Origin of the sequence: Rhodococcus sp. 06-462-5 (assembly GCF_002258315.1) — a bacterium.
In the GTDB taxonomy this organism is placed as follows: Bacteria; Actinomycetota; Actinomycetes; order Mycobacteriales; family Mycobacteriaceae; genus Rhodococcoides.
Genome location: NZ_NOYD01000013.1, coordinates 93,189 through 105,485 on the forward strand (window position 1 = coordinate 93,189; position 12,297 = coordinate 105,485).

The following is a 12,297-nucleotide window of genomic DNA, read 5'->3' on the forward strand; positions in this document are numbered from 1 at the left end:
TCAATGTGCTCCCGTCATCACATCGTCGTTCACTATCGTCAACCGTCCATCGAGATCTCGTTCGACGAACAGACTGCGGCGTTGCGCCGGATCGCTTTCCGGGACATCGCGTCGGGTATGACACCCTCTGCTCTCGCGACGCTCGGACGCGGCCAGCACGATCACCTCCGCCGCAGCGGTCAACGCCGCGTCCTCGACCGCGCGCGCATCGACCGGTGGTTCCGATACCACGCCGTGCGCCAGAATACGTTGCGCTGCAGCAAGACCCGTTGCATCTCGTACGACGCCGACCTCCGCGGTCATGGTGCGCTGCAGCACTTCGCGGTCGATACGACGGTACGTGGGCAACGCGACATCCGAAATGCCGCCGGTGCGGCCCACCCGTTCGGCAGCCACGCCGGCCGCACGCTCGCCGACGACGAGACCCTCGAGCAGACTGTTCGACGCCAACCTGTTGGCACCGTGCAGCCCGGTGCGCGCCACTTCGCCTGCGGCGAGCAAGCCGGGAACCGAGGTGCGTCCGGAGGTATCCGTCGCCACGCCCCCGCACGAATAGTGCGCTGCAGGTGCCACCGGAATCAGGTCCGTCGCCGGATCGACACCGGCATCCAGGCAGGAGGCGGTCACGGTCGGGAACCGTTCGTGGACGCGTTCGACCGTGCGGGCGTCCAACAGCACGTGGTCGTCACCGCTGACGTGCAGCAGTTCGGCGATGGCGCGGGACACCACGTCGCGTGGCGCGAGGTCACCGAGCGGGTGCACTCCCGCCATGAAGGGCCTGCCGGCGACATCGAGAAGCCGAGCGCCCTCTCCTCGCACCGCCTCGCTGATCAACGGGCGGCGGCCCGTGGACCCGGCGGCGAACAGCACCGTCGGATGGAACTGCACGAATTCCAGATCCGCGATCCGGGCACCGGCGTCGAGCGCGAGCGCAATGCCGTCGGCCGTCGCGCCGGGCGGGTTGGTGCTGCACGAGAAGAGTTGCCCCAGTCCGCCGGTGGCGAGCAGCACCGTCGGGCAATGAACGACGCCGACGCCGCGAGGCCCGCGCACGAGGAGACCGACGACCTCGCCGTCGGTGGTCAGCACCCGCAGCGCGGTCGTGTCGAACTGCACCGTGGGCACCGACGCGTCCAGCGTGCGCTGCACCTCTGCCCCGGTCGCATCTCCCCCGGCGTGAACGATGCGAGAAACGCTGTGGCCGCCCTCGCGGGTCCGCGCCACCTCGCCGTCTGCCGCCAGGTCGAACTGCGCGCCCGCAGCCTCGAGCGAGGTGATCGCCGCGCGTCCGCCGGACACGATCGAGCGCACCGCCTCCTCGTCGCACAAACCGGCACCGGCAACGCAGGTGTCGGCCACATGCGAGTCGATCGAATCCTCGAGTTCGGGACCGACGACCGCGATCCCACCCTGGGCGTATTGCGTCGCGGTGTCGGTGGACCGACCCTTACTGACGGTCATCACCCGCAGGCCGCGTGCCGCTGCGGTGCGGGCCGCGGTGAGGCCGGCAATTCCGCCGCCGACGACGACCAGATCGGTCGCGGTTTCCCACGCGACCGATGGATTCACTCGCCGCCGCCCGGGGTACCGATCTCGATCATCCGCTGCACCGACTTGCTCGCGATGTGTGCGGTTTCGAGGTCGACGTGCACCTCGTCGCGGCCCTCGACCAGGCAGCGCAGCAGAGCCGCAGGGGTGATCATCTTCATGTAGCCGCACGATGCGCGGTCGTTGACAGCCAGGAAGTCGACCTCGGGTGCCGCCATCCGCAGCTGATGCAGCATGCCGATCTCGGTGGCGACCAGAACCTGCTTGGACGCGGTGGTGCGGGCAGCATCGAGCATGCCGCCGGTGGAGAGAATCTTGACCTTGTCCGCCGGTACGAATCCCTCGCCCGCGAGGTACAGAGCCGAAGTGGCGCAACCGCATTCGGGGTGCACGTACAGTTCCGCGTCGGGGTGGGTGCGAGACTTCTCGGCCAACTCGTCGCCGTTGATGCCGGCGTGAACGTGGCATTCTCCGGCCCAGATGTGCAGGTTCTCGCGCCCGGTGACGCGCTTGACGTGCGCGCCGAGGAACTGATCGGGCAGGAAGAGGATGTCGCGGCCCGGATCGATCGACTCGACCACCTCGACGGCGTTCGACGAGGTGCAGCAGATGTCGGTCAGCGCCTTGATCTCGGCGGTGGTGTTGACGTACGAGACGACGACGGCCTCCGGGAAATCTGCCTTCCATTCGCGGAGTTGCTCTGCGGTGATGGAATCCGCGAGGGAGCAACCGGCTCGCTGGTCGGGGATGAGGACCGTCTTCTGCGGGCTCAGGATCTTCGCGGTCTCGGCCATGAAGTGGACGCCGCAGAACACGATGGTGTCCTCGGATACCTCGGCGGCGATGCGCGAGAGCGCGAGAGAGTCACCGACATGATCGGCGACATCCTGTATCGCAGGCAGTTGGTAGTTGTGTGCGAGCAGCGTCGCACCGCGCAGATCGGCGAGACGTCGGACCTCGGCGGCCCATTCCGGTGTTGCCTCGACTCCCCCGTAGCCACCGGCTCCGTCGACGATGTCGCGAACTCCGGCGAATGCCGAGTCCAGGGTGTTCACCCGGGTAGCGCTGCTGGTCATGACGGTTCTCCTTCACCGATCATCCGGTCGTCGGTGACCGAATTTCCTCCGAGGGAGTTTTCGACCTATGATCGAAAACATGATTCATCGTAGCACCGTCCACGAAGTACTCATTGCGGTGTTCCAAGTTCGAGCCTTTTCCGACCCCGATGCCCCGGAACTGGCGGTGCTGCTCTGGCAGCGCGCGCTCGATCCCGAGGCAGGCACCTGGTCGCTGCCCGGCGGCACACTGCGCGACGACGAGAACCTCGCCGCATCCGCTCGCCGTCAGCTCGCCGAGAAGGTCGACGTGCGCTCGGTGGCACACCTCGAGCAACTGTCCGTCTTCAGCGAACCCGAACGCGTGCCGGGAGATCGGCGGATCGCGTCGACCTTCCTGGGCCTGGTGCCGATCTCGGCCGAGCCGACACTCCCCACCGACACCGCATGGCACCCGGTTTCGGCACTTCCCGACATGTCGTTCGATCACGGAACCGTCGTCGCGCACGCGAGACATCGATTGGTCGCGAAACTCTCGTACACCAACATCGGATTCGCACTCGCGCCGGTCGATTTCGCGATCTCGTCGCTGCGCGAGATCTACGGTGCCGCACTCGGATATCAGGTCGATGCCACCAACCTGCAGCGCGTACTGAGCCGGCGCGGTGTCATCGAACCCACCGGACGACGCGCGCCATCGGGCAAGGCCGGTGGCCGCCCGCCTGCACTGTTCCGCTTCGCCGACAACAGCATTCGAGTAACCGACGAGTTCGCCGCATTGCGCCCGCCGCAGACGTGAACGGCTGCGGTCAGTCGGCCCGATTCGAGTCGAACGACGGTGGCGGCGGGGAGAACTCGACATCGAGGTCGTCCGGTTCGGGATCGGTGTGCTGCAGATCGTCGTTGGGGTTCATCGCCGCCAGCAGCAGGATCACCAGGGACGCCATCAGCGCCTGAACGATCAGCACCAGCGGAGTCTCGATGCTCGGCGCAACAGTGACGATCGATCCGACGGCAGGGTCGGTGGCCTTCGGAAACCGAAGAGCAGCAATCCCGTTGCCCACCAGGATCGCCGCGACCGAGCCTGCGAGAGCGCCGAGAAAAACGGCACCGAACAGCCGCGGTCCTCGTTCCGACCTCCACAACCACCACCCGATCGGGAGAACGAGACCGAGGGCCAAGGACACGAAGGAGAACAGCGCGAGGCCGTCGAAGCTGTGCAGGCTCTCCCCGGTCAGGGCCGCCCCGCGGTCCTGCGCCACCACGAGCAGCTGCTGCGCCGGTGCCAGGAACCCCCACAGCATCCCGCCCAGGGCCGACACCGCCACCGAGATTCCGACAACCACCGACAGCACACGAAGGGTGCTGCTCCGCGGTGCTCCGAGATCTTCCGACATGACCACCTAGCGCCTACCCGTCGCGGCCGAGTCGACGAGGCCGTGACGCGAGCACACCGATGTCCACCCGTCGGGGACGATCTGGACCACCATGCGGCGGCCGCACTCTGCGCAGAACCGCGGCGGCTCCAACCCGAGCCGGACCGCGACCGACAACGAATCCGCGCCCATCTCGGCTCGGGATTCGACAGGCCGGCCGGTGTACGGGTCGTAGTGGGTCTCGCTCGTCATTCGACCCACCCTAATACGCCCATCAGATAGTCGAGTTGAGCGCTTTGATCGGCATCTGCAGCTCACCGAGAAGATCGAGATCCTGCTCTGCCGGACGACCGAGCGTCGTCAGGTAGTTGCCGACGATGACCGCATTGATGCCGCCGAGAATTCCCTGCTTCGCCCCCAGATCACCGAGAGTGATCTCGCGGCCGCCGGCGAATCTGAGAATCGTGCGCGGCAGGGCGAGACGAAACGCAGCGACGGCGCGCAGCGCATCCGATGCCGGCAGCACGTCGAGGTCTCCGAAGGGGGTTCCCGGCCGGGGGTTGAGAAAGTTCAGGGGCACTTCGTCGGGTTCGAGTGCGGTGAGATCGGCTGCGAACTCGGCCCGCTGCTCGAGCGTCTCCCCCATGCCGAGAATTCCGCCGCAGCACACCTCCATGCCTGCCTCGCGCACCATCCGCAGGGTGTTCCACCGCTCCTCCCAGGTATGGGTGGTCACCACGTTCGGAAAGTACGAGCGAGAGGTCTCGAGGTTGTGGTTGTAGCGATGCACACCCATTGCCGCGAGCCGATCGACCTGATCCTGATCGAGCATGCCCAACGAGCAGGCGATATCGATCTCGACCTCGTTCCGAATGGCCTCGATCCCCGCGGCGACCTGCGCGAGCAACCGATCGTCCGGTCCGCGTACTGCGGCGACGATGCAGAATTCCGTCGCTCCGGTCTTAGCGGTCTGCTTCGCAGCTTCCACCAGCGAGGGGATGTCGAGCCACGCAGCTCGGACCGGGGAGGCGAAAAGCCCGGACTGCGAGCAGAAGTGACAGTCCTCGGGACATCCGCCGGTCTTGAGGCTGACGATTCCTTCCACCTCGACCTCGGGCCCGCACCACTTCATCCGCACCTCGTGGGCCAACAGCATCGTCTCCTCGAGACGGTCCTCACCGAGCTCGAGCACCTCGAGAACCTGAGATCGATCGAGCGCGATGCCGTCGCCGAGCACCTGTGTACGCGCCGTGCGCAATATGTCCATTCCGGGTCCCCTCGTCGTCGAACGGCATCGTCATTGAACACCGTTCAAGTTGAACGGCGTTCACGTTAGGCGCCGCGCTCGGCTACTGTCAAAGCGACGAGGCGTCGAACGACTGGGGGAAGTACGTGCAACTGAACAGGCAGGACGTACTGGACGGCGCGATCGCCATTCTCGACGAGTACGGCCTGGCAGACCTGACGATGCGGCGTCTGGCGACGTCACTGCACGTCCAGCCGGGCGCGCTGTACTGGCACTTCCCCAACAAACAGACGCTGCTCGGTGCCATTGCCGACCACATACTCTCGGGTGCCGATGCACCGTCCACCGAGGATTCCTGGGACGCACAGATCGCGCAGATCGCGCACCGACTGCGCGACGCCCTTCTCTCCCGACGCGACGGTGCCGAATTGGTGGCCGCGACCTACGCGTCGAGGCTGACCACCAACCACATTCGCGAACGTATTGCCGCCGTGTGCATTCGAGCGGGACTGCCGCGCCGCGACGCCGAACTCACTGCCGATACGTTGCTTTACTACATCCTCGGTCAGACCGTGGACGAGCAGGCGCGACTGCAGATGGACTCCGCCGGAGCCCTCACGCCCGACGCGTCGCCGCTCTTCGAAAGTCCCGATCCGACGAGCAGATTCGATTTCGGACTGAAACTCTTCCTCGACGGAGTACGCCACACCGCGGCGGACCGCATCCGCCACTGACCGATCAGAATTCCGCGAAGACGATGCGCTCGCTCCCGTTGTCCAAGGTCATTGTGCCGTCGTCCCGCGACCACCGTGGCGTGGAGGTCAAGAACTCCGACAGCCACCGGTCCTGCTCCATCAACGCCTCCGGACAGGCCATCCGCGTCGACCCGAGAGAACCGATGGTGATCCTGCCCTGCGAGGTGTCCACGGTGCCGAACAACCTGTTGCACCCCGCCTCGGCCGAGATTCGGTCGTCGACGAATTCGAGCACGACCGTCGTTCCGGGGACCGGCATGTAGGAGTCGGGTGCGTCCACCGACGAGTACGTCTTGCCCGCCGGGAATTCGCCGTACGAGTCGGCACACCCGCAGACCACCACGCTCGCACCGAACACGAGAGCGGCCAACGCGCGCCGCGCGTCAGCCACCGAAAATCGGCCCCAGACCGGCCGCACCGGCATTTCCGCGGGACGCGAACGGGTTGTCGTGCACCATGTACGTCCAGGTCGACGTCGGTCGACGCAAGCCGGCTTCGTCCAGATCGATTCCGTCCGAGGTGATCTCGGCCGACTCGAACGTAGCGTGCGAAAGATCCATCGCCTTGGAGGACACCGTCTTGAACGCCTCGACAGCGATCCGGTGATACTCGTCCAGCGGATTCTCCCGACCCAGTGCACGCAGGTGAATGCTCTCGCGCACATCGGCGAGGTGCGCGAGGTAGTCCGACCACGACCGATCGAGGTGGTAGAGGACGATCTGGCGGGCGACCTCGATCAGAGTCTCCTCGGACACGGTCTCGCGCAACTCCTTCGAGCGCGCCGGTGCGTGCTGCTCGAGCAACGTCAACGCCTCGTCGGAGTCGAGCAACGTGGCCCGGCGGCGATCGAGGATCTCACGGTGCTGTGCAGTCAACTGGTTGTAACGCCAGGTGCGCGAATGTATTTCGAGCATCTGGCCCTCGGCGATGCGTTGCGCATGATCGACGCGGTCGGCCGCAGCAGACGAGGTGAACATGCCGCTCTCGTCGATGCCCTTCGGTGCATCCTTGTCGCCGATGTTGTTCTTGACGACGTCATCCTCCCAACTGCCGAAGAACAGCGACCGGCCTGGGTCTCCCTGCCTACCGGCGCGCCCTCGAAGCTGATTGTCGAGTCGCTCGGTGGTGTGGCGACCGGTGCCGAGAACGAACAGTCCGCCGAGCTCGGCAATCCGTTCACGATCGGTGCCGTCGGGACCACCGAGCTTGATGTCGGTTCCGCGTCCGGCGATCTGCGTCGATACCGTCACCGCGCCGTGTACACCCGCCGCCGCGATGACTGCCGCCTCCTCGGCGTCGTTCTTGGCATTGAGCACCACCACCTCCACGCCCGACGCGGTGAGCGTGGAGGCCAGTGCCTCGGACTCGGCGACATCGTGGGTGCCGATGAGGATAGGCTGACCGGTCTCGTGAATCTCCTTCACCTGCAGCGCAATTGCAGCGTTCTTGTGCTCGATCGTGTCGTACACGCGGTCGTCTTCGTCCACGCGCACCGTGGGAACGTTGGGCTCGATGACCGAGACACCGAGGCCGTAGAACGTACGAAGCTGCTCCCCCGCCGCCATGGCAGTGCCGGTCATACCGCACACCGTTGCGTATCGATTGATCAACGCCTGCACGGTGATCGTGTCGAGAATTTCACCGGTCTCGGTGGGGGCGAGCCCTTCCTTGATCTCGACCGCAGCCTGCAATCCGTCCGGCCAGCGCTGTAGCTCGGCCACCCGGCCACGCGAGGCGTTGATCAGCTGCACCCGTCCGTCACGGACGATGTAATCGACGTCGCGCTGGACGAGCACCTGGGCGTGCAGTGCCACGTTGACCGCCACCAACGTCGTCCCGACGTGATGCTCGGAGTACAGGTCGATTCCGCCCATTTCCTTCTCCATCCGCAGCGCGCCCTCGTCGGTGAGGAACACGTTGCGGCCTTCGGCATCGGTGTCGAAATGAACGCCCTTGTCCAACAACCGGACTGCGTCCATGACCGTCGACGTCGAGACGTCGCCGGAGACCGAACCGGCCAACACCAGCGGAACGAGCGCCTCGTCGACCAACACGGAATCGGCCTCGTCGATCAGGGCGACGTCCGGCACGGGCGCGACCAGATCGTTTCGGTCGTTCACCAGATGATCACGCAGGACGTCGAAACCGATCTCGTTGACCGAGGCATAGGTGATGTCGCAGGCGTAGGCGGTGCGCCGCTCCTGCGCTGTCGACGACTCGCCGATGGAACCGACGGTGATGCCGAGGGACTCGAACAGCGGCTGCATCCATCGCGCGTCACGTTGTGCGAGAAAGTCGTTGACAGAGATGACGTGCACCGAACGCCCGGACAGCACGTATCCGACGGCAGCGATGGCACCGGCCAACGTCTTGCCCTCGCCGGTCGCCATTTCCACCACGTCGCCGGCGAGCAACCGGACGGCACCGTGCAGCTGCACATCGAAGGGCCGGAGCTCGAGGGCACGCTCACTCGCCTCGCGCGTCAACGCCAGATACCGCGGAACGTCGAGACGGTCGGCGTTGTCGACCCGCAGCGCGGTCGCCTCGGTCGCCAACTCGCTCTCGCTCAGGGCAGCTGCCCACTCCGCATGTTCCTGGGCTCGGTCGACGCGTCGACGCGAGGTGCTCTGCGCCTTCTGCGCGGAGCGGCCGAGTACACGCCAGAATCGGTCGGAGCCCAAAGCCATCTGTTATCCCTACCTGAGAAAGAAGAACCGTTCTCACCCACAGTACCGAGTGCAGCTCCGCCCAGCTCTAGGCATCGAGCGGCGTCGTCACCGCGATCCGGCGCGTGCCGTCGTCCAGCGTCACCACCTGATAGGCATTGCGCTCGGTTCCCACCGGCGAACCGTCGGAGTCGAGGTTCTCCAGCAGAAGATGCCCGACCCAGATGCCCGGTACCTCTGCCTCGGTGACGATGTCGCGGGCCCGCACACCCTGTATTCCGCGCGACCGATAGTAGGTCTGGCCCTGCTGGAAGAACTCTCGGGTCTGCTGCGGCTCGGCGATCGCCGCACACCCCCGCGCCGTGACCGCCAGAGCCGGATAGTTGTAGATCTCGGCAAGGCCGTCCAGATCACCCGAGGTCAAGTACCCCGTGTAGCGAGCGAAGAAGCTGTCGATCGATTCGGTGTCAGGTGTCATATCGACAACGTTAGGACCCAATCCCGTCAGGGCTGTGTCGGGAATCGGGAAGAATTCGGACGGTGCCGAAGGACAACGCACCCCGATCGCTCGACAGCGCACTCACCTTGCGCCGCGTCGCGCGTCAACAGCGGATCGTGGAATGGCTGGGGTCGGCGGCTGCGCCGTTGACCTCCCCCGAACTCGCGCAACGGCTCGGGGTTTCCGTGCGCACCGTGGAACGCGACCTCGCCCGGTTGCGTGAGTCCGGCGTTCCCATCGATGCGGTACCGGGTGTGCACGGCGGATCTCGACTGGCAAGCGTCGCCGCGCCCCGGCCGGTGCAGTTGACCGCCCCCGAGATAGCAGCACTCATCGCCAGCCTCGCCGCTCTGGGACCCAGCGAAACCGACAGTGCCGCATCGGCAATGAGCGCTCTGGTCGAGGCATTGATGACCGACTGACCGCGAAACCTGGACAAACCGAGGAGTTCGCATTACCGTCTTCCACTAATCAACTAGTGAAAGGGTCTTGATGATCGCGTACCGCATCGATCGTCAGTCCGGCATCCCCACCTATGTCCAACTGATACTGCAGACGAAACAGGCCCTGCGCCTCGGATCACTCGCCGTCGGCGACAAGCTTCCGACGGCGAAGGACGTGGTCACGGCACTGGCCATCAACCCGAACACCGTGCTCAAGGCCTACCGCGAACTCGAACGAGAAGGCTTGGTCGAACCACGGACCGGCTCGGGAACCTTCGTCGTCGCCTCCCTCGCGAAACCCGGTATGGCCGAACGATCGGCACTCGAGGCCGAACTCGGCCGCTGGATTCGCCATTGCCTCGCAGCGGGACTGGACAGACCGGACCTCGAGGCCATCGTCACCGCAGCACTCGACACACAGTTCGACCGACCCGAAAGAGGCGATTCATGACCGACACGGTTCTCACCATGGACGAGGTGGTCAAGTCGTTCCGACGCAGGGCCGTACTCGACGGATGTTCGTTCGATATCGAAAAGGGAAGCGTCACAGCGTTGGTCGGCTCGAACGGTGCAGGCAAGTCGACTCTGATGTCGTTGGCCGTCGGGCTGCTCGCACCGGACGCCGGATCCATCCGAGTGCTCGGCGAAGTGGTGAGCCAACGCGGAATCGCCCCCGGCCTGTCCTATCTGGCCCAGCACAAGCCCCTGTACCCCCACTTCACCGTCGGCGACATGCTGAAATTCGGCCGAAACACCAACGCGCACTGGGACGATACCTACGCCTCCGAGCTCGTCGATGCAGCCGGAATATCGGTCTCTGCGCGAGTGAAATCGCTCTCCCCAGGTCACCGCACCCGCGTCGCCCTCGCGCTCGCGCTGGGACGACGACCGGAAGTACTTCTGCTCGACGAGCCTCTCGCCGACCTCGATCCCGTTGCTCGACGCGCCGTGGCCCGAACACTGATGCGCGACGCGGCAGAGAACGGCACGACGATCGTCCTGTCCTCGCACGTGCTGTCCGAACTGGTCGACGTCGCCGATCGACTACTCCTGTTGCGCGACGGGAGAATTCGACTCGACGGCGAACTCGACGCCATCACGGCCGAGCACTACCTGCTGGTCGGTAGCACCGATGCCGAACCCACCGTGGACAATGGAACCGTCGTTTCCGACGTATCCGGTTCCAACGCAGCAGTATTCGTCGTCCGCGGCACCCGGCCGGAGACCGCGCGACCGGGCTGGACCGTCGAGGACGCCACCCTGGACGACGTCGTGCTCGCCCACCTCGGAGCGGCGGTGGCAGCATGATCTGGGTGACGTGGAGACAGTTCCGCACAACGATTCTGTTCGGGGTGCTGACCCCACTGTTGTTGGCGGCCATCACGATTGCGATCACGCTGATCGACGGGGGCGTGGCACCGATTCCCGCGCTCCAGGGCTGCCTCGGGATCGGAGAGGACTACTGCACCGCGGAGACCGCGCAGAGCCTGGCGATCCTTCTGACGATCGCCCTACCTGTCGTGTTCGGTGCTTTCGTCGGGGTCACCGTGTTCTCCCGCGACCTCGAACGCCGAACTCACGTACTCGGTCTGACCCAATCGGTGAGCAGACGACGGTGGTACGGAGTGCGTGTACTTGTCGTGTTCGTTCCGACCATCCTCGCCATGGCTTTGCTCGGTTGCGCGCTGTACTGGGCGAAATACCGCACGTCCCCAGGAACGTTCGCCTTCATGAGCACCGGTGAGTCCCGCTTGGACTTCCCCACCTTCGGCGCAACGGGATTCGTAGCGGGCGGGTACACGGCTGTGGGACTGACGCTCGGCGCAGCGTGCGCACTGGCCATGAGGAACACGATCGCCGCGATGATCACCACTGTCGTCGTGTCCACCGCGTTCCTGGCGCTGCTGCCGACGCAGATTCGCGAGCACTACGACACTCCCATGGTCGAGACCCGGACACTCGAGCAGAAGGTGAACGACATGTACGGCGGCGCACCGGACTACTACCGCCCAATGAACTCGATCTCGATATACCCGCGATGGAACGTCTCGTCGGACTACGTCGACGGCCAGGGAACACCGGTAGCGATCGATCTGCAGCAGTGCGCTTGGCCCGACAACTATCGGGATATGAGCGAATTCGAGACGGTCGCACAGTACGAGGAATACTCCGAACTCCGGATCGCAGAGGACGCTCGAATCCAGATCGACTGTATCCGCACTCAGGGCGCCGAGGCCTTCGAGACCGAGTACCACGAGGACAGATTGTTCTGGCGATTCCAGGCGATGGAGACTGCCCTGACCCTGGTGATCGCTGCCCTGCTCGGAGGGCTGTCACTGGTCCTGGTTCGACGACTGCGGCCGTGACGACCTATGCCGGGAACCGAGACTTGGATTTTCCGTTGTGCAACAACGTGATCACGAAAGCAGGAAGGCCGTTGACGATCACCATGACCACGCCGACGAATACTCCGGTCGCCCACGGGTTCGACATCCACAGCTCGTTCGCCACCGTTATCGCACCGAACAAAGCGGACAACCACGCCACGGTCTCGATTCGGCGGACGCGCCTGCTCTTGTCCCACTTGTGGCGTTGCAACCCTGACGGCATTCGACGACCGGTGTAGTCGACGGCGGCCCACCAGGCACCGAGAATAGAACACACCGAGGCCAGTGCGATGAGCTAGTAACCCCACATCGATTCTGCCTC

General features: G+C 65.1%; 15 protein-coding genes. 6 read left to right on the top strand and 9 right to left on the bottom strand.

The genetic code is table 11. The features are described 5' to 3' along the window. The gene (locus CH251_RS07775) at window positions 1-1,569 is read right to left on the bottom strand and encodes an L-aspartate oxidase (RefSeq protein ID WP_094612638.1); all 1,569 of its coding nucleotides are present in this window, start codon (window positions 1,567-1,569) and stop codon (window positions 1-3) included. Beyond that, a complete protein-coding gene (nadA, locus tag CH251_RS07780; RefSeq protein WP_052049319.1) occupies window positions 1,566-2,624 on the bottom strand; it encodes a quinolinate synthase NadA in 1,059 nt (352 codons plus the stop codon). Before nadA ends, CH251_RS07775 begins: the two co-directional genes overlap by 4 nt. A 79-nt stretch (window positions 2,625-2,703) precedes the next feature. Here nadA and CH251_RS07785 point away from each other — a divergent pair, with 79 nt between their 5' ends. Then, window positions 2,704-3,402, top strand: a complete 699-nt coding sequence (locus CH251_RS07785; RefSeq protein WP_094612916.1) for an NUDIX domain-containing protein — start codon at window positions 2,704-2,706, stop codon at window positions 3,400-3,402. A 10-nt stretch (window positions 3,403-3,412) separates the two neighbouring features. On the opposite strand, the gene CH251_RS07790 is transcribed toward CH251_RS07785, so the two are convergent. The 3 genes from CH251_RS07790 to bioB are packed head-to-tail and all read right to left on the bottom strand — an operon-like array spanning window position 3,413 to window position 5,246. Then, window positions 3,413-4,000, bottom strand: coding sequence for a DUF2567 domain-containing protein (locus tag CH251_RS07790; protein WP_094612917.1), 588 nt, complete (start codon window positions 3,998-4,000; stop codon window positions 3,413-3,415). A 6-nt stretch (window positions 4,001-4,006) separates the two neighbouring features. Then, complete coding sequence (locus CH251_RS07795; RefSeq protein WP_094612639.1) at window positions 4,007-4,231, bottom strand: hypothetical protein; 225 nt, start codon at window positions 4,229-4,231, stop codon at window positions 4,007-4,009. Between the two features lie 22 nt (window positions 4,232-4,253). After that, window positions 4,254-5,246, bottom strand: coding sequence for a biotin synthase BioB (bioB, locus tag CH251_RS07800; RefSeq protein ID WP_094612640.1), 993 nt, complete (start codon window positions 5,244-5,246; stop codon window positions 4,254-4,256). Window positions 5,247-5,371: 125 nt separating this feature from the next. On the opposite strand from bioB, the gene CH251_RS07805 reads away from it, so the two are divergent. Beyond that, a complete protein-coding gene (locus CH251_RS07805) occupies window positions 5,372-5,959 on the top strand; it encodes a TetR/AcrR family transcriptional regulator C-terminal domain-containing protein (RefSeq protein ID WP_094612641.1) in 588 nt (195 codons plus the stop codon). Window positions 5,960-5,963: 4 nt separating this feature from the next. Here the strand turns inward: CH251_RS07805 and CH251_RS07810 are convergent, their stop codons facing one another. From CH251_RS07810 to CH251_RS07820, 3 genes are all read right to left on the bottom strand, one after another. Continuing rightward, a complete protein-coding gene (locus tag CH251_RS07810; protein ID WP_179273336.1) occupies window positions 5,964-6,371 on the bottom strand; it encodes an META domain-containing protein in 408 nt (135 codons plus the stop codon). Then, complete coding sequence (secA2, locus tag CH251_RS07815; protein WP_094612643.1) at window positions 6,364-8,667, bottom strand: accessory Sec system translocase SecA2; 2,304 nt, start codon at window positions 8,665-8,667, stop codon at window positions 6,364-6,366. The genes CH251_RS07810 and secA2 overlap by 8 nt, the downstream gene beginning before the upstream one ends. Before the next feature lie 67 nt (window positions 8,668-8,734). After that, entirely contained in the window at window positions 8,735-9,124 is a 390-nt protein-coding gene (locus CH251_RS07820; protein ID WP_094612644.1) for a hypothetical protein, read from the bottom strand. Between the two features lie 62 nt (window positions 9,125-9,186). Between CH251_RS07820 and CH251_RS07825 the strand changes: the two genes are divergently transcribed. The 4 genes from CH251_RS07825 to CH251_RS07840 all read left to right on the top strand — a co-directional run bounded on the left by CH251_RS07825 (window position 9,187) and on the right by CH251_RS07840 (window position 11,954). Continuing rightward, window positions 9,187-9,567, top strand: a complete 381-nt coding sequence (locus tag CH251_RS07825) for a YafY family protein (protein WP_256978887.1) — start codon at window positions 9,187-9,189, stop codon at window positions 9,565-9,567. A 70-nt stretch (window positions 9,568-9,637) separates the two neighbouring features. Next, window positions 9,638-10,039, top strand: coding sequence for a GntR family transcriptional regulator (locus CH251_RS07830; RefSeq protein WP_094612646.1), 402 nt, complete (start codon window positions 9,638-9,640; stop codon window positions 10,037-10,039). After that, window positions 10,036-10,896, top strand: coding sequence for an ABC transporter ATP-binding protein (locus CH251_RS07835; protein WP_094612647.1), 861 nt, complete (start codon window positions 10,036-10,038; stop codon window positions 10,894-10,896). Before CH251_RS07830 ends, CH251_RS07835 begins: the two co-directional genes overlap by 4 nt. A 5-nt stretch (window positions 10,897-10,901) precedes the next feature. After that, window positions 10,902-11,954 carry an ABC transporter permease gene (locus CH251_RS07840; protein WP_143537806.1) on the top strand — a complete coding sequence of 351 codons (1,053 nt, stop codon included), beginning with the start codon at window positions 10,902-10,904 and terminating at the stop codon, window positions 11,952-11,954. A 4-nt stretch (window positions 11,955-11,958) separates the two neighbouring features. On the opposite strand, the gene CH251_RS07845 is transcribed toward CH251_RS07840, so the two are convergent. Beyond that, the gene (locus CH251_RS07845) at window positions 11,959-12,252 is read right to left on the bottom strand and encodes a hypothetical protein (protein WP_094612649.1); all 294 of its coding nucleotides are present in this window, start codon (window positions 12,250-12,252) and stop codon (window positions 11,959-11,961) included. Between the last annotated feature and the right edge of the window lie 45 nt (window positions 12,253-12,297).